Here is a 15,812-nt window from a genome sequence, read left to right on the forward strand (position 1 = left end):
CGCATAGCATAGCTGATAAGGGATAGGTGCAACAACTCTTGTTAAAGGAGGAATGCTGAAAATTACTTATTTTTGAGGGGAAATTTAAAATCGGCGGTAGCTGTTGCCATCCGCCGACAGGGAAAGATCAGTGCAAAATTTTCGCCAGAAAATCACGGGCGCGTTCTGATTTAGGGTTAGCGAAGAAATCTTCTTTCTTGCTGTCTTCGACAATTTTGCCTTCATCCATGAAAATAACACGGTGTGCCACTTTTTTGGCAAATCCCATTTCATGGGTTACGACCATCATGGTCATGCCTTCATTTGCCAGCTCAACCATGACATCCAGCACTTCATTGATCATTTCAGGATCGAGTGCGGAAGTCGGCTCATCAAACAACATGGAGATAGGGTCCATGCAGAGTGCACGAGCGATGGCAACCCGTTGTTGTTGACCACCGGAGAGTTGTGCTGGGAATTTATCGGCATGGCTGGATAATCCAACTCGCTCCAACAGTTTTAAGGCTTTTTCGGTAGCGGCTTTCTTATTGCGTTTTAACACTTTGATCTGGGCCAGTGTCAGATTGTCAATAATGGACAGATGGGGGAACAATTCAAAGTGTTGGAATACCATTCCTACTTTGGAACGCAATTGTGCCAAATTAGTACTATTGTCATTGACTTTCGTGCCGTTTACCAGAATTTCACCCTGCTGGACAGGTTCAAGGCCATTGACCGTTTTTATTAGTGTGGATTTACCTGAACCAGAAGGTCCACAGACCACAACTACTTCGCCTTTTTTGACCTCAGTCGAACAATCAGTCAGAACCTGAAATTGGCCATACCATTTGGATACATTTTTCAGGGAAATCATCACACAGTCCTTTTCTTTAAATAGTTAACCAGCATGGAAGCGGCAAAACTAATCACAAAATAAACAAATCCGGCAAACAGAACCATTTCAACCTGAGTACCGTCTCGTTCACCAATATTCGTTGCTGTACGGAAAAAATCCGCCAGACTCAGCACATATACTAGAGAGGTATCTTGAAACAATACAATACCTTGCGTTAATAGTAATGGGGTCATCGCTCGGAATGCTTGCGGCAGAATAACCAGACGCATATTTTGCAGATGTGTCATCCCCAGTGCCAGCGCCGCAGAAGATTGCCCACGGGAAATGCTCTGAATACCCGCCCGAATAATCTCTGAATAATAAGCGGCTTCAAAGAGCGAGAAAGCTACCATTGCAGAAATCAAACGAATATCGTTTTTCGGCGATATGCCTAGAACATTTTGTAATAAGTTAGGCACAATCAGATAAAACCATAACAGTACCATCACCAACGGAATTGAACGGAAAAGGTTAACATACAGGGCAGCAAACCAGCTTAGAGCTTTGATGGGTGAGAGACGCATCATCGCCAGAATAGTTCCCCAGAGAATACCAACAATAACCGCTATTCCGGTGATTTTAAGTGTGATCACCAACCCATTGAGGAGAAAGGGCAGGCTGGGAATAATTGAACTCCAGTCAAACTGATACATTTTTTATCGTCCCCCCATATTGCCCGGTAAACGCACTTTTTTCTCAAGTATACTCATGAGCAGCATGATAACGAGGTTGATACCTACGTAAGCCAGTGTGATCGCTGTAAATGACTCATAGGCATGAGCGGAATAGTCCAGTAACTTACCAGCCTGGGCTGCCATATCAACTAGCCCGATTGTAGAAGCAATGGCAGAGTTTTTTACCAGATTGAGCATTTCCGAAGTCATTGGGGGAATGATCACTCGATAGGCGTTTGGCAACAGAACATAACGGTAGGTTTGTGGCAAAGTCAAACCCACTGCCAGTCCTGCGGCCCGTTGACCTCTTGGCAGAGACTGAATTGCGGCTCGAACCTGCTCACATACACGAGCGGCCGTAAATAATCCTAGACAAATGACAGAAGAAATAAAAAATTGAATATTGGGATCTAATTCCATTTTGAACCAATTACTCAAATTTTGGGGAAGAAATTCGGGTACTACCAGATACCACGTAAAAAACTGGACGATCAGAGGAACGTTGCGAAATAATTCAACATAACAGGTTCCAATCCCGGAAAGGAATTTATTCGGGACAGTGCGGAGGATACCGAATAGTGATCCGACAATAAATGCAATGATCCAGGCACAGATAGAAAGAGTAATCGTTACCTGCAATCCAGAAATAAGCCACCCTAGATAGGTGGTATTACCAAAGGGGGCAGCTTGTAAGAAGATGCCCCAATTCCAATCAACAGACATAACCGTGCTCCCTGAAGTGGGATTAGCTGTAACGCCTAAAAACGATCCATTCGTTGTAATTTATTGAGTCAAAAAATGAGCTAAAAAAATGAGGTAGGGAACGGCTACCTCATACCCGTCACGCCAATAAAATCGGGATCTCTCAGTTCGTTCGTTAATTCAATGCCTTATCACTTGGAGACTTAAACAACGTCTTCATTTCATCAGTCATGGAGAAGTTCATGTTCAGATTTTTGGGTGGAATCGGTTCTTTGAACCAGCGATTAAACATTTTTTCTGCTTCACCGGAGATTTGTACTTTCGCAATGACATCATCCATCAGCTTTTTAAATTGAGGATCATTTTTACGCAGCATACAACCATAGGCTTCTTCTGATTGTGGTTTGCCGACAATGATCCACTGATCCGGTTTTTTCGCTTTTGCACGTTCGCCCGCGAGTAGCGCATCATCCATCATAAACGCGACAGCACGGCCTGATTCTAGTGTACGGAATGAATCACCATGATCTTTTGCACTGATGATGCGCATTTTCATCTTCTTTTCATCATTGAGTTTATTCAGCAGAATTTCAGAAGTGGTGCCAGAAGTTACAACGACATTTTTTCCGGCCAGATCGTCAAACCCTTTAACACCTGGATCTTTGTTGGTCAACAGGCGAGTACCAACGGAAAAAATTGTATTGGAGAATGCCGCTTGTTTTTGTCTTTCAAGGTTATTGGTAGTAGAACCGCATTCAAAATCAAATGTACCATTTTGCAGCAGAGGGATGCGATTCTGGGAAGTAATGGGGATCAGTTTGATTTGCAGGTTAGGCATATCCAGTTTTTTCTTCACGGCATCGACAATCAAGTTGGAATAATCTTGAGAGTAACCAACGACATTTTGCTGGTTATCGTAGTAAGAAAATGGAACGGAAGATTCTCTGTGCCCAACAACGATAACGCCATTACCTTTAATTTTTTTCAGTGTTCCAGTTAACTCCTCAGCATGGGCAGCTCCTACCGCGCTAAGCAACATTATAGTTAACATCAAATTACGCATATACAGCTCCTTTATAATTTAATGATTTTTTTACGAAATCGGGTTTTCTTACAGATATTTGTGTTTCTACGTTTATGCATAAAACTATTTAGTAGGAACGTTTTTCTAAATTGCTTTGTTTATATACTGTAAAAAAGTAATTCATAATGTTGTTTTTTTGAAACTATAATGTTTCTGTTTCGCGACACACTTCGCACTATAAAGAAACAATTTAACTTATGCATAGTAAAAATCGAATAATATTGAATCTTGTTCACAGTTTGTTCCATTTGGTTTTTTATTTTCATTTTGTTTGTTTTTTAGATTTTATATCCTGTTTTTTTATATTTTACGGAATTTAAATATAATCTTTAGAGGGGGATTTGTTGAAATTACCTGTGGTTTTTTTCTGTTTGAATTACATAAAAAGCATATAAAATCAGAGCATATTATTAATGCTCTGATTTCTTTTAGAGATATTCGCTAAGGCCAATAGAGAAAATTAAGTTTTGCGGCGTTTTTTTATAAAAGCAAAGATGAGAAACAGTACCGTAGTTCCCCATATTGGCCCATTACCAATACGGAAATAAGGCGTTACGCCTGTGGCGGGAGTGACTTTGGCTTCCAAGACCTGCCGGGTAAATTGTGGAATTTCAGCTTGAATGGAGCCATCTGGATTGACTACCGCTGTAACACCGTTATTCGTTCCTCTTAGCAGGGGACGACCTAGTTCAAGAGAACGCATTCTGGCCATTTGGAAGTGTTGCCATGGGCCAATGGAGCGTCCGAACCAGGCGTCATTAGAAACAGTCAGTAGAAATTCTGTGTCAGGCTTGAAGTTATCACGAACTTGTTCACCCAAAATAATTTCATAGCAAATAGCCGCAGTAATATTATGTCCGGCAACAGAAAGCTGGGGTTGAATATAATCACCACGGCTAAAGGAGGACATCGGCAAATTGAATAAAGGGGCTAATGGACGCAATATTGATTCCAGCGGAACAAACTCGCCAAACGGTACAAGATGATGTTTGTCGTAACGGGTAGAAGCTGGGTATTGGTAAGGAGTTTTATCCCCTAATACAATAATGCTGTTATAGAATTTATAGCCTTCCAGAGTTGCTCGGGCATCAACAACACCAGTAATCAGGCTGGTATTGTGCTGTCTCAGTAAGGTATCCAATTTGATGAGGAAATCTTTCTGGTTGTATTCGTAATCAGGAATCGCTGATTCCGGCCAGATGATGATAGGTGCTTTGCCAATAAAAGGACGGCTATTATCTAGATAAATATCTAGCGTTTTTTCAAGTACAGCGGGGTCCCATTTTATTTCCTGGGGAATATTGCCTTGAATCAGAGCGATATCGGTGGTTTTTTCCGGTTGTAGGGTATACCACTGATAGTCTCTCATTGGCCATGGTAACAGCAATAGGATAGTGGCAATGACGGCTGATGATAGCTTTTTGTGAACGACAGCAAAAACCAGCAGCCCACTTATCATCATAAGTATGAAAGTAATGCCTTCCACACCCAGAATAGGGGCAACAGCTTTCATTGGACCGTCAATCTGGCTGTATCCGAACTGTAACCACGGAAATCCAGTTAATACCCAACCACGTAAGAATTCTGTTAACTGCCATATTGCCGGGCTGGCAATAATAAGCCTGATGCCGCTGGAAGCCGGAAAAAACCGATTCAGAATACCCGAAAATAAGGCGGGATAAAGGGCAAGATAAGCCGATAGCAGGATCACCAAAAAGATATTAATGGCTGTCGGCATTCCACCAAAGTTGGCGATGCTGACATAAACCCAGTTTGCTCCACTGCCAAATAAACCAAGCCCCCAGCACAAGCCAATAAAGAAAGCCTGACGGGTAGTTCTGTTTAATGTAAGGATTTGCAGGCCAAAAAGAGAAATAAGTGCAGCAGGCCAGAAATCAAAAGGTGAAAAAGCCAGCGTTCCACTGGCTCCGAATAAAAGTGCCAGCACAACACGTAGCCGCTGGCAACTCAGTAATGAGGCTTTGTTCATCTAGATCCTATTATTGTTTGTCAATGCTAGGAACTTCAGCATCATCCGGTATTTTTACATGAACCTGAATGATTTTACGGCTATCAGACATTGCTACTTTGAAAAGATAGCCATTGATGGTGATGGATTCTCCACGGGAAGGCAGATGACCAAATGCCTGCATAACTAACCCTCCAATAGTATCAACCTCTTCATCGCTGAAATTGGTTGCGAAAACGTCGTTGAAATCCTCAATTTGAGTTAATGCCCGCACTGAATAGGAATGGCGGCTTAGAGCACGAATATCGTTATCATCATCATCATCGTATTCGTCTTCTATTTCACCCACAATCAGTTCAAGGATATCCTCGATTGTGACCAAGCCGGAAACACCGCCAAATTCATCAATCACAATCGCCATATGATAGCGTTGAGAACGGAATTCTTTTAGTAGACGGTCAACACGTTTACTCTCCGGCACTACAACAGCCTGACGAAGTACTTTATCAATGCTGAAAGGTTCTGCATTCGTACGCATAAACGGCAGCAGATCTTTCGCCATTAATATACCTTCGATGTGATCTTTATCTTCGCTGATCACAGGAAAGCGTGAGTGTGCCGAATCAATAATAACATCCAGACATTCGTCCAGAGATTGATTGCTTTTTAAGGTAACGATCTGTGAGCGTGGGATCATAATGTCACGCACGCGTTGGTCAGCAATATCCATTACTCCTTCGAGCATTTCTCGGGTGTCAGGATCGATCAGGTCATTCTGTTCAGAATCACGAATCAGTTCAACCAAATCATCACGGTTTTTCGGTTCACCGTGAAAAAGCTGATTAAGAAGCGCAAAGAAGCCTTTCTTAGGGCCAGGGCTATCGTTACTTGAAGGATGGTCGTCGCTCATGGAGTTTTAATGAAAGTTCCCATTAATAAAATCGTGGATTGTAATATTTAACATAAAAATGCTGTCAATGGTTATTCTTTTTCCGTCAGATAAGGATCAGGATAACCCATTATTTTTAGAATTTCTGTTTCCAGAGACTCCATTTCCTCTGCTTCATCATCTTCGATATGATCATACCCCAGAAGATGGAGACTGCCGTGAACGACCATATGTGCCCAGTGTTCTTCGACAGTTTTTTGTTGCTCTTCTGCCTCTTTTTCAACAACCTGCCGGCAGATAATTAAATCACCCAGTAATGGCAATTCAACTTCAGGTGGTGCTTCAAATGGGAAGGATAACACATTGGTTGGTTTATCTTTCCCACGATAAGTGAGGTTTAAATCGTGGCTTTCTGCTTCATCAACCAAACGGATTGTGACTTCACTTTCCGCCTGAAATTGAGGCAAAACACCTTCCAGCCAGCGCTGGAACAGGGCGTCTTCAGGAAGCCCTTCTGGATTTTCACATGCAATTTGCAAATCTAATATGACTGAACTCATTGTGCTTCCTGTCCGCGCTTTTCGTTTAGCTTTTGTTTACGCTTCTGCTCTGCTGCTTCCCATATTTCATAAGCGATAACAACTTTTGCAACTACCGGATGGCGGACAACATCTTCGCTATGTAAGAAGTTAAAGCTTAGTTCATCAACATCAGACAAAACTTCCACTGCGTGGCTTAAGCCTGATTTTTGCCCCCTTGGCAAGTCAATCTGAGTGACGTCCCCCGTAATGACAGCTTTAGAATTAAAGCCAATACGTGTCAGGAACATTTTCATCTGTTCGATGGTGGTATTCTGGCTTTCGTCGAGAATAATAAAGGCATCATTCAGGGTGCGTCCACGCATATAAGCCAGTGGAGCTACTTCAATAACATTTCTTTCGATCAGTTTCTCAACTTTTTCAAATCCCAGCATTTCGAACAGTGCATCATAAAGCGGGCGTAGATAAGGATCGACTTTCTGGCTCAGATCTCCCGGCAAGAAACCCAATTTTTCACCGGCTTCAACCGCAGGACGTGTCAGCAAAATACGGCGTATTTCCTGACGTTCCAGTGCATCAACCGCAGCAGCAACTGCCAGATAGGTTTTCCCTGTTCCCGCAGGTCCGACTCCGAACGTAATATCATGAGTCAGGATGTTGGAAATATACTGCGCCTGATTGGGAGTACGGGGTTTAATAACCCCCCGTTTGGTTTTGATATTCACGGCCTTGCCATATTCAGACACGCTTTCTGCTACTTGCTCCAATATGCGGCTTTCGGTGATAGCCAAATGAACTTGTTCAGGCTCAAGATCAGGTATTACGCCACGCACAGGAGCGGTTTCGACATAAAGGTGACGCAGAATTTCGGTTGCCGCACTAACGCACAAAGGCTTACCTACCAGTTTGAAACGATTGTCACGACGGTTAATTTCGATACCCAAACGACGCTCAATTTGTTTCAGGTTATCATCAAGCGGTCCGCACAGACTCATCAAACGTTGATTGTCTAAGGGTTCCAGAAAGATTTCTTGTGTTGTTGTTTGTGGGTTTATTTGTGTCACTGATTATCTCTATAATTAGGGGCTATTAAGGCTGGTAAAGGCCGACGCCGAGTTCATCTTCCTTACGAGTACGGGCAATGACTGATTCAGGGGATTCGTGAACACGTAGATCCATTTCATCTTCAGTTCGAATGACTTGACCACGCAGAGAGTTGGCGTATACATCAACAATTTCGACATCAACGAATTTGCCAATCATGTCAGGTGTACCTTCAAAATTAACCACACGGTTATTTTCAGTACGACCAGAAAGTTCCATGATATTTTTACGGGATGGCCCTTCAACCAGAATACGCTGTGTGCTGCCGTGCATTGCGCGGCTGAAGCTCATGGCTTGTTGATTAATACGTTGTTGTAACAAGTATAAGCGCTGTTTTTTCTCTTCTTCACTTACATCATCCGGCAAATCAGCGGCAGGTGTTCCCGGACGTGCTGAGTAGATAAAGCTGAAACTCATGTCGAAATTAACGTCAGCAATCAGCTTCATAGTTTTTTCGAAATCATCCTGTGTTTCTCCCGGGAAACCGATGATGAAGTCAGAACTGATGAAAATATCAGGACGAGCCTTGCGCAGACGGCGAATGATGCCTTTGTATTCCAGCGCAGTATGGGCACGCTTCATCAACGTCAGAATGCGGTCAGAACCACTCTGGACCGGTAAATGCAGGTAACTTACCAATTCCGGCGTATCTTCATAAACAGAGATGATGTCGTCAGTAAACTCAATCGGATGGCTGGTGGTGAAACGGACACGGTCGATACCATCAATGGCTGCAACCAAACGCAGCAGTTCTGCAAATGTGCAGATATCACCATCAAACGTCGCACCTCGGTAGGCATTTACGTTTTGACCGAGTAAGTTAACTTCACGTACTCCTTGTGCCGCAAGCTGGGCAATTTCAAACAGGATATCATCACAAGGGCGGCTGACTTCTTCCCCGCGCGTGTAAGGAACAACACAGAATGTGCAGTATTTATTGCAGCCTTCCATGATGGAGACGAATGCGCTCGGGCCTTCAGCACGAGGCTCCGGCAGACGGTCAAATTTTTCAATTTCCGGGAAGCTGATATCAACAACGGGGCTGCGAGTGCCTTTAACATGATTAATCATTTCAGGCAGACGGTGCAGGGTTTGCGGCCCAAAGATAATATCGACGCTAGGTGCGCGCTGACGAATAAAATCCCCTTCCTGAGAGGCTACGCAGCCACCAACACCTATAATGACTTCAGGATTTTTGTCTTTCAGACCTTTCCAGCGACCAAGCTGGTGAAAGACTTTTTCCTGCGCCTTTTCACGGATTGAACAAGTATTCAGGAGTAAGATATCTGCTTCTTCGGCGACATCGGTTAACTGATAACCGTGAGTGGTTTCCAGTAGGTCGGCCATCTTGGATGAATCGTATTCGTTCATCTGACAGCCCCAGGTTTTAATATATAGTTTCGACATTTTATGTTCCGGTGTTTCCAGTGGAATGATGCTTCAACACTGAAAAGCGCAATGTGTTGCACATAGTGTATTTAGCATAATTTTGTTGGCTATTGTAGTCATTTGAGATACCAGTGACCAGACTGTAACATCGGATATTCACAGCCGGAAAGGGAAAATTCCGGTACACTGCTTTAATCAATAAGTTAATAACGTGATGAATATGAATAATCCACAACAAAAATTCGATATCGTTGTCGTGGGGGCGGGCATGATTGGCGCCGCAACTGCATTGGGATTAGCGCAGGAAGGGTGGCGAGTTGCATTATTAGAACATCAGCCACCGGAACCTTATATTGTCGACAGTGAGCCTGATATTCGTGTATCTGCAATTAGCTGTACTTCCGTGGACTTATTGAAGCAAGTGGGGGCATGGGAAAATGTATTGAACATTCGCAGTGCTCCTTATCGGAAGCTGGAAACGTGGGAACAAAATGATTCCAATGTTATTTTTGAGGCTAAGAACCTAGGGTTGCCAGAATTGGGCTACATGGTGGAAAACCGGATCTTGCAACTGGCATTGTGGCAGGAGTTTGAGCGTTATCCAAACCTGACATTGTTTTGTCCCACCACCCTGAAATCGATGCAGCGCCAGCATGAAACTAAATCATGGCTGGTGGCATTGGCAGATGGAACGGAAATTGGTACTCGTCTGATTATTGGTGCCGATGGTGCCCGTTCTCAGGTTCGCCAATTCGCAGGCATTGGCAGCAGGGGATGGCAATATCGTCAGTCATGTATGCTGATAACCGTCAAAACTGGGCAACCTCAACAAGATATAACATGGCAGCAGTTTTTTCCTTCTGGTCCCAGAGCTTTTTTGCCAATGTTTGATCAATGGGCTTCATTGGTTTGGTACGATTCTCCAGCCCGTATTCGCCAATTGCAATCAATGACAATGGCACAGCTTGAGTTAGAAGTTTTTCAGGCATTTCCCAGCCGTTTGGGTAAAGTCACACCAATTGCAGCAGGTTCATTTCCTCTGGCCCGTCATCATGCCAGCCATTATGTTCAAGAAGGATTGGTCTTATTGGGTGATGCGGCTCATACCATTAATCCACTGGCAGGGCAGGGAGTGAATTTGGGATATCGGGACGTTGATGTTTTGCTTAAGGAACTGACTAAGGCTAAGGAAGTGCTGGAAGAGTGGGATTCATTGGCAGTTTTGATGCGTTACCAACGTCGCAGGATGCCGGATAATTTGGTGATGCAAGCGGGAATGGATCTCTTTCATACTACATTCAGCAGTAATTTACCGGGATTGAAAACAATGCGTAATTTAGCATTGATGGCGGCTCAACATTCAGGTTCAATAAAAAATCGCGCACTGAAATATGCATTGGGATTGTGATTGAAGTTTCCTCCTGATATGAGATAAAAACTTATCTTTTATATCAGGAGAATGTAATGAACTTATCAATAGCCTAATTCTCGTTGGTGCTTTACATTTATAATAGAAACTTGTTTACCATCATAACGGTATAAAATCATAAATCCACTGTCACCAAAATCTATTAATAACTCACAATATTCTGACTCGAAACCTTCAGCAGGCCTGCCTGATTGAGGATGTTTGAGAAGTAGTTTTACTCCTTGACGAATAACAGAAACAGCCCGTGAGGCAATTGCAGTATCACGTTGTTTCCAAAACCGATGAATGCGTTCAACATCATGTAGTGCGGATCTTAACCAGATTATTGATGGCATTCAGGCGCCTCAGTATCTTTACCTTTTTCCAATGCGGCCAACCATTCATCTGCTTCTTCGAAGGTAACATGCAGCCCTGTTTTTTGATATTCTGCCCAAGAGGAATAGGCTTCTTGTTTAACACGTTCGCGTTTTTCTTCTCGTTCAACGTATTGTGAAATGGCTTCTTTCATCAACCAGTGAGCAGAACGGTGGTGGGCTTTTGCTAGTGATTTAACTCTTTCTTGAAGTATAGAGTCTAATTTGACTGACACGGTTTTTGTAGTCATGGTTCCTCTCAAAAGGTAATACTTAGTATGACTAAATACTACTATTCAGTATATTTTTTATCCACCTAAATTTTGATTATTTATAGGCACTATTTTTTTGATATGAATTTAACTATATGTATTTTTAGTGAATGTGTTATAAGCGGGAGTGATTGATGAATAAAGAAGAGATTGAACGAGAGCAAATTTTTGCTGGCAGAAAAACAAAAAACCACCTTTTGAGGTGGCCTTCTTTTCAATGTGTTAAGTAACACATTGAAAAATATGGCTGGGGTACCAGGATTCGAACCTGGGAATGCCGGAATCAGAATCCGGTGCCTTACCGCTTGGCGATACCCCAACTTAATTTGTAAATGGTGGCTACGACGGGAATCGAACCTGTGACCCCAGCATTATGAGTGCTGTGCTCTAACCAGCTGAGCTACGTAGCCATTTACAACTTAATTGTAGATTTTGTGATAACCTTCGGTGATATGGCTGGGGTACCTGGATTCGAACCAGGGCATGCCAGGATCAAAACCTGGTGCCTTACCGCTTGGCGATACCCCACCTGAGTGGTCATCACTACAACCTTTGTTATGCTTAGACTTTTAATTCAGGAACATATTGTTTTAATCAACTGTTTCATTTAAGAATGGCTGGGGTACCTGGATTCGAACCAGGGTATGCCAGGATCAAAACCTGGTGCCTTACCGCTTGGCGATACCCCACCTGAAACAACATACTAAAACTTAAAACGTTACGAATGTAAATTCTAAGTACAACCCGATAAAGAAAATGGTGCGGGAGGCGAGACTTGAACTCGCACACCTTGCGGCGCCAGAACCTAAATCTGGTGCGTCTACCAATTTCGCCACTCCCGCAAAGATGGTGGCTACGACGGGAATCGAACCTGTGACCCCAGCATTATGAGTGCTGTGCTCTAACCAGCTGAGCTACGTAGCCATCTTTTTTCGCTTTGCCTTCATCGGCGGTGCGGGGCGCATTATGCGTATATCAGACAGATGCGTCAACTGCTTTTTTAAAGAAATATGCACTAAATCGTTTGTTTGTTTGTCTTGTAATCACTTTGCCGACAAAGCCGACATAATTGGTTGAAATTATCCTCCAAGTAGATGTTGCAACAGTACACCATTAAGCATGGCGCGTTTCGTAAGTGCGAATGCTCCAATTGCAGAGCAGTGATTTAGCTCAGAAACGACAACTGGCAGCTCTTCACGAAATGCTTTTAACACTTGTTTATTGATGCAGTTCTGAATAGCAGGAAGCAAAACCTGCTTGGCTTCCGCTATTTCGCCAGCAATAACCACTTTCTGGGGATTAAATAAGTTAATCGTTATCGAGATAGCCTTGCCAAGATAGTGTCCTGCTTGCCGGATAATTTCGGTTGCCAGAGGATCACCTGCATTGGCTGCGAGGCAGATCGCATGAATATTGCAATTATTCAAAGTGAGCTGGCTTGGAAAGCCCTGACGTAACTGATGCTGTACTCTGGTCTCTATCGCTGAGTTAGATACGATAGTTTCCAGACAGCCAAAATTACCGCAATGGCAGCGTTCACCCAGAGGCTCGATTTGAATATGGCCTATTTCGCCCAAATTGCCGCGTTTGTTGAGCAGGATATTGTTATTAACGATAACACCGGCACCAGTTCCGCGATGGATGCGTACTAGAATGGAGTCCTCACAATCGCGGGTTGCTCCAAAATAATTTTCTGCTAATGCCAGGCTACGAATGTCATGACCAATAAAACAGAAGGTCTTGAAGTGATTTTTGAGATTATAAACCAGAGGCCAGTTATCCACTTTGATATGTGGCATATAGCGGATAATGCCTTCATCGGGGTCAACCAGACCGGGGATAATCACTGAAATTGCGATCAACTCCCGAATCCGACGCTGATTTTGGTCAATGAAACTCTCAATGGCGGAAATAATCCGCTTTTCGACTTCCTGCTGCGTATTTTCCAGTATAGCGTAGCGCTCTTCCGTCAGCGTTTTACCGCTCATATCGAATAGCGCTAAAGTGGCATCATGGCGCCCGAGCCTAATCCCAATAGTATGGAAATGTCTGCTTTCAGTCACAATAGAGATAGCACGCCTTCCTCCGGTGGAAGCTTGGTGCTCAACTTCTTTAATCAGGCCACGTTCCAATAGCTGACGAGTAATTTTGGTTACACTGGCGGGAGCAAGCTGGCTTTCTTCTGCAATTTGAATGCGTGATATGGGGCCATGCTGATCAATCAATCGATAGACCACAGCTCCATTTAGTTGTTTAACCAGATCAATATTACCGATTTGCTTCTGTGTATTCTCATTACCCATCAGTTTTTATACTCACGATAGTTTGACTTCATTTCCGTTAACAATGGTCTTGCAGATTTTGAAATCGTGAGTAAATACGGTCAGATTCGCTACCTTGCCAGATTCAATCGTGCCAAAATGTTTATCAACACCGATAGCTCGGGCAGGGTACAGCGTCGCCATCCGCAACGTTTCATCTAAAGCAATACCAACGTGTTCAACACTATTTTTGATGCTACCAATCATTGTGATTGATGAGCCACTTAGCGTTCCATTTTCGTCGACACATAAACCATTTCGATAATATATTGTTTTGTTGGCAAAGGTAAATTGCTCCATTGCGTCAGAAGCGAGTCCGGCAGGGACGATAGCATCCGTTACCAAAATCAGTTTTTCATTTTTCAATTTCTTGGAATTACGGATATTTGGCCATGATACATGCATTCCATCACAGATAATGCCGGCATAGATTTCTGATGAGTCATAAATGGCACTGATTAGACCGGGCTGACGGCCTGAAATTGCAGGCATTGCATTATACAAGTGGGTAGAAAAAGTAATGCCGTTTTGGAAACCATGGCGTGCTTCTTCATAAGTGGCATTGGAATGACCCGCAGAAACAACAATGCCTGCTTCGACTAATTGCTGAATATACTTGTCTTCCACCATTTCAGGGGCAAGAGTGATCTTAGTAATAACATCCGCATTAAGACACAGGTAATTCATCATTTCTGGTGTAGGTTTACGGATATATGCCGGATTGTGAGTCCCTTTTTTAACGGGGTTAATATAAGGCCCTTCCAGATGTAGCCCTAAGGCCTGATTGGGGTTGTTTTTCAAATAGGAGCGCATCACATCGATGGCTTTTATCATTAATTCATCGGGACCGGTAATCAGGGTAGGCAGGAAACTGGTACACCCGTAGCGCTGGTTAGTTTTCTGCATGATATGCAGAGTGTCTTCTGAAATATCTTCCAACCGTTCATTAAACTGGACACCACCACAACCGTTGACTTGCAGATCAATAAATCCAGGAGCGAGGTTCGCGTCATGTAAATTGCGCTTCTCAATCTTTTTTGGCAACTCATCGACCGGACAAACCTGCTTAATCAAACCATCCGCAATGATAACCGCATGATTATCAAGCCTGTCATATCCGGTATAGATAATACCGTTGGTTAAGGCGTACATATTAGTTTATTAACTCCTGAAATAAGTTCTGGCTGGCGAATTCATTGATAGTGTCAGATTCTAACTGCCTGAAATACTTAACTGTTTTCACCTTCAATTCCATTGTTGCTGGTTCATCACAGACAATAAGTGATTTGGGATGCATTTGGAGACAACTGATAGTCCACATATGGTTGATATGCCCTTCTATTGCGGCTTGCAGAGCTTGTGCTTTATTCATTCCGGTTGCCAGAATCATAATTTCTTCGGCATCCATCAGGGTTCCTACGCCAACGGTCAAAGCATATTTGGGAACTTGTTTTACGTCATTATTAAAGAAACGGGAATTTGCTGTTCGAGTTTCAATAGTCAGGGTTTTGATGCGTGTGCGCGAAGAAAGAGAAGATGCAGGTTCATTAAAGGCAATATGCCCATCATTACCTACACCGCCCATGAATAAATGGATTTTGCCATATGCTTTGATCTTATTTTCATAACGCTGGCATTCAACATCAATATCTGTCGTATTTCCGTTTAACAAATTGATATTTTCTTTTGGAATATCAATATGACTAAAGAAATTTTGGTGCATAAATGAGTGGTAGCTTTGAGGGTGATCTTCCGGCAGGCCGATGTATTCATCCATATTAAAAGTCACAACGTTCTTGAAGCTCACTTTTCCAGTCTGGTACAGAGAAATCAATTCCCTATAGGTAGCCAGTGGTGTACTGCCCGTGGGTAGCCCCAGTACGAAAGGGCGCTCTGCCGTTGGATTAAATTCATTGATTTTAGATGCGATATAGTGAGCAGACCATCGACCAACATCACTTGCCGTAGTTAGGGGAATAAGCCTCATGATTACCTCTTAAAAATTTATTCATTAATTTAATTATGAGGGCTATGCACGATATACGCGATATTCGAGATATCGATGTCATGTGCGATAGCTGTAGGGTAAAAACGCACATCATACCTGTTCTGTGTCAGGCCGTGTCCCATTTCAATGGGATAAAGATATTTCATATGATAAAATAAGTTGAGTTGGGTAGCTAGCCGTTTAGCTATTGAAGCACTTGATATGG

At 43.0% G+C, this 15,812-nt stretch carries 15 protein-coding genes and 6 tRNA genes; 1 reads left to right on the forward strand and 20 read right to left on the reverse strand.

Translation table 11 applies throughout. The features are described from left to right. Positions 1-127 precede the first annotated feature (127 nt). The 9 genes from AACQ81_RS00590 to miaB all read right to left on the reverse strand — a co-directional run bounded on the left by AACQ81_RS00590 (position 128) and on the right by miaB (position 9,242). Positions 128-853, reverse strand: coding sequence for an amino acid ABC transporter ATP-binding protein (locus tag AACQ81_RS00590; protein WP_237385946.1), 726 nt, complete (start codon positions 851-853; stop codon positions 128-130). After that, positions 853-1,527 (reverse strand): glutamate/aspartate ABC transporter permease GltK, encoded by a 675-nt coding sequence (gene gltK / locus AACQ81_RS00595; RefSeq protein WP_237385947.1) that lies wholly within the window; start codon positions 1,525-1,527, stop codon positions 853-855. Before gltK ends, AACQ81_RS00590 begins: the two co-directional genes overlap by 1 nt. A 3-nt stretch (positions 1,528-1,530) precedes the next feature. After that, a complete protein-coding gene (locus AACQ81_RS00600) occupies positions 1,531-2,271 on the reverse strand; it encodes an amino acid ABC transporter permease (protein ID WP_237385948.1) in 741 nt (246 codons plus the stop codon). A 154-nt stretch (positions 2,272-2,425) separates the two neighbouring features. Further along, the gene (locus tag AACQ81_RS00605) at positions 2,426-3,313 is read right to left on the reverse strand and encodes a glutamate/aspartate ABC transporter substrate-binding protein (RefSeq protein WP_237385949.1); all 888 of its coding nucleotides are present in this window, start codon (positions 3,311-3,313) and stop codon (positions 2,426-2,428) included. Positions 3,314-3,794: 481 nt separating this feature from the next. Beyond that, positions 3,795-5,324, reverse strand: coding sequence for an apolipoprotein N-acyltransferase (lnt, locus tag AACQ81_RS00610; RefSeq protein WP_237385950.1), 1,530 nt, complete (start codon positions 5,322-5,324; stop codon positions 3,795-3,797). 10 nt (positions 5,325-5,334) lie between these two features. Further along, complete coding sequence (gene corC / locus AACQ81_RS00615) at positions 5,335-6,213, reverse strand: CNNM family magnesium/cobalt transport protein CorC (RefSeq protein WP_237385951.1); 879 nt, start codon at positions 6,211-6,213, stop codon at positions 5,335-5,337. A gap of 71 nt (positions 6,214-6,284) precedes the next feature. Further along, a complete protein-coding gene (gene ybeY, locus AACQ81_RS00620) occupies positions 6,285-6,752 on the reverse strand; it encodes an rRNA maturation RNase YbeY (protein WP_237385952.1) in 468 nt (155 codons plus the stop codon). After that, positions 6,749-7,726, reverse strand: a complete 978-nt coding sequence (locus tag AACQ81_RS00625; RefSeq protein WP_237385986.1) for a PhoH family protein — start codon at positions 7,724-7,726, stop codon at positions 6,749-6,751. The genes ybeY and AACQ81_RS00625 overlap by 4 nt, the downstream gene beginning before the upstream one ends. Positions 7,727-7,820: 94 nt before the next feature. Continuing rightward, the gene (miaB, locus tag AACQ81_RS00630; RefSeq protein WP_237385953.1) at positions 7,821-9,242 is read right to left on the reverse strand and encodes a tRNA (N6-isopentenyl adenosine(37)-C2)-methylthiotransferase MiaB; all 1,422 of its coding nucleotides are present in this window, start codon (positions 9,240-9,242) and stop codon (positions 7,821-7,823) included. A 202-nt stretch (positions 9,243-9,444) separates the two neighbouring features. On the opposite strand from miaB, the gene ubiF reads away from it, so the two are divergent. Next, a complete protein-coding gene (gene ubiF / locus AACQ81_RS00635) occupies positions 9,445-10,632 on the forward strand; it encodes a 3-demethoxyubiquinol 3-hydroxylase (protein WP_237385954.1) in 1,188 nt (395 codons plus the stop codon). 65 nt (positions 10,633-10,697) lie between these two features. On the opposite strand, the gene AACQ81_RS00640 is transcribed toward ubiF, so the two are convergent. The 11 genes from AACQ81_RS00640 to nagB form a co-directional block, all read right to left on the reverse strand. Beyond that, a complete protein-coding gene (locus tag AACQ81_RS00640; RefSeq protein ID WP_237385955.1) occupies positions 10,698-10,988 on the reverse strand; it encodes a type II toxin-antitoxin system RelE/ParE family toxin in 291 nt (96 codons plus the stop codon). Beyond that, complete coding sequence (locus AACQ81_RS00645) at positions 10,976-11,257, reverse strand: CopG family ribbon-helix-helix protein (protein ID WP_237385956.1); 282 nt, start codon at positions 11,255-11,257, stop codon at positions 10,976-10,978. The genes AACQ81_RS00640 and AACQ81_RS00645 overlap by 13 nt, the downstream gene beginning before the upstream one ends. Positions 11,258-11,522: 265 nt before the next feature. Next, positions 11,523-11,597: transfer RNA gene (locus AACQ81_RS00650), tRNA-Gln, on the reverse strand. A gap of 14 nt (positions 11,598-11,611) precedes the next feature. Then, positions 11,612-11,688, reverse strand: a tRNA-Met gene (locus tag AACQ81_RS00655). Between the two features lie 43 nt (positions 11,689-11,731). Then, a tRNA-Gln gene (locus tag AACQ81_RS00660) sits at positions 11,732-11,806 on the reverse strand. 86 nt (positions 11,807-11,892) lie between these two features. Beyond that, positions 11,893-11,967, reverse strand: a tRNA-Gln gene (locus tag AACQ81_RS00665). A gap of 68 nt (positions 11,968-12,035) precedes the next feature. Then, a tRNA-Leu gene (locus tag AACQ81_RS00670) sits at positions 12,036-12,120 on the reverse strand. A 5-nt stretch (positions 12,121-12,125) separates the two neighbouring features. Continuing rightward, positions 12,126-12,202, reverse strand: a tRNA-Met gene (locus tag AACQ81_RS00675). A 155-nt stretch (positions 12,203-12,357) separates the two neighbouring features. Continuing rightward, positions 12,358-13,581: a DNA-binding transcriptional regulator NagC gene (gene nagC / locus AACQ81_RS00680; RefSeq protein WP_237385957.1), complete on the reverse strand. Its 1,224-nt coding sequence runs from the start codon at positions 13,579-13,581 to the stop codon at positions 12,358-12,360. 12 nt (positions 13,582-13,593) lie between these two features. Continuing rightward, positions 13,594-14,751: an N-acetylglucosamine-6-phosphate deacetylase gene (gene nagA / locus AACQ81_RS00685; RefSeq protein WP_237385958.1), complete on the reverse strand. Its 1,158-nt coding sequence runs from the start codon at positions 14,749-14,751 to the stop codon at positions 13,594-13,596. Between the two features lies 1 nt (position 14,752). Next, positions 14,753-15,586: a glucosamine-6-phosphate deaminase gene (nagB, locus tag AACQ81_RS00690; RefSeq protein WP_237385960.1), complete on the reverse strand. Its 834-nt coding sequence runs from the start codon at positions 15,584-15,586 to the stop codon at positions 14,753-14,755. Positions 15,587-15,812 lie beyond the last annotated feature (226 nt).

Source organism: Xenorhabdus sp. Sc-CR9 (genome assembly GCF_963897815.1).
GTDB lineage: Bacteria > Pseudomonadota > Gammaproteobacteria > Enterobacterales > Enterobacteriaceae > Xenorhabdus.

Excerpts from the sequence above, each read along its gene's own strand:
- AACQ81_RS00625 (WP_237385986.1), bottom strand. The coding sequence starts at position 7,726 with ATGAGTCTGTGCGGACCGCTTGATGATAACCTGAAACAAATTGAGCGT.
- AACQ81_RS00605 (WP_237385949.1), bottom strand. The coding sequence starts at position 3,313 with ATGCGTAATTTGATGTTAACTATAATGTTGCTTAGCGCGGTAGGAGCT.
- ybeY (WP_237385952.1), bottom strand. The coding sequence starts at position 6,752 with ATGAGTTCAGTCATATTAGATTTGCAAATTGCATGTGAAAATCCAGAA.
- nagB (WP_237385960.1), bottom strand. The coding sequence starts at position 15,586 with ATGAGGCTTATTCCCCTAACTACGGCAAGTGATGTTGGTCGATGGTCT.
- AACQ81_RS00600 (WP_237385948.1), bottom strand. The coding sequence starts at position 2,271 with ATGTCTGTTGATTGGAATTGGGGCATCTTCTTACAAGCTGCCCCCTTT.
- AACQ81_RS00590 (WP_237385946.1), bottom strand. The coding sequence starts at position 853 with ATGATTTCCCTGAAAAATGTATCCAAATGGTATGGCCAATTTCAGGTT.
- nagA (WP_237385958.1), bottom strand. The coding sequence starts at position 14,751 with ATGTACGCCTTAACCAACGGTATTATCTATACCGGATATGACAGGCTT.
- nagC (WP_237385957.1), bottom strand. The coding sequence starts at position 13,581 with ATGGGTAATGAGAATACACAGAAGCAAATCGGTAATATTGATCTGGTT.
- miaB (WP_237385953.1), bottom strand. The coding sequence starts at position 9,242 with ATGTCGAAACTATATATTAAAACCTGGGGCTGTCAGATGAACGAATAC.
- corC (WP_237385951.1), bottom strand. The coding sequence starts at position 6,213 with ATGAGCGACGACCATCCTTCAAGTAACGATAGCCCTGGCCCTAAGAAA.
- ubiF (WP_237385954.1), top strand. The coding sequence starts at position 9,445 with ATGAATAATCCACAACAAAAATTCGATATCGTTGTCGTGGGGGCGGGC.
- AACQ81_RS00645 (WP_237385956.1), bottom strand. The coding sequence starts at position 11,257 with ATGACTACAAAAACCGTGTCAGTCAAATTAGACTCTATACTTCAAGAA.
- gltK (WP_237385947.1), bottom strand. The coding sequence starts at position 1,527 with ATGTATCAGTTTGACTGGAGTTCAATTATTCCCAGCCTGCCCTTTCTC.
- lnt (WP_237385950.1), bottom strand. The coding sequence starts at position 5,324 with ATGAACAAAGCCTCATTACTGAGTTGCCAGCGGCTACGTGTTGTGCTG.
- AACQ81_RS00640 (WP_237385955.1), bottom strand. The coding sequence starts at position 10,988 with ATGCCATCAATAATCTGGTTAAGATCCGCACTACATGATGTTGAACGC.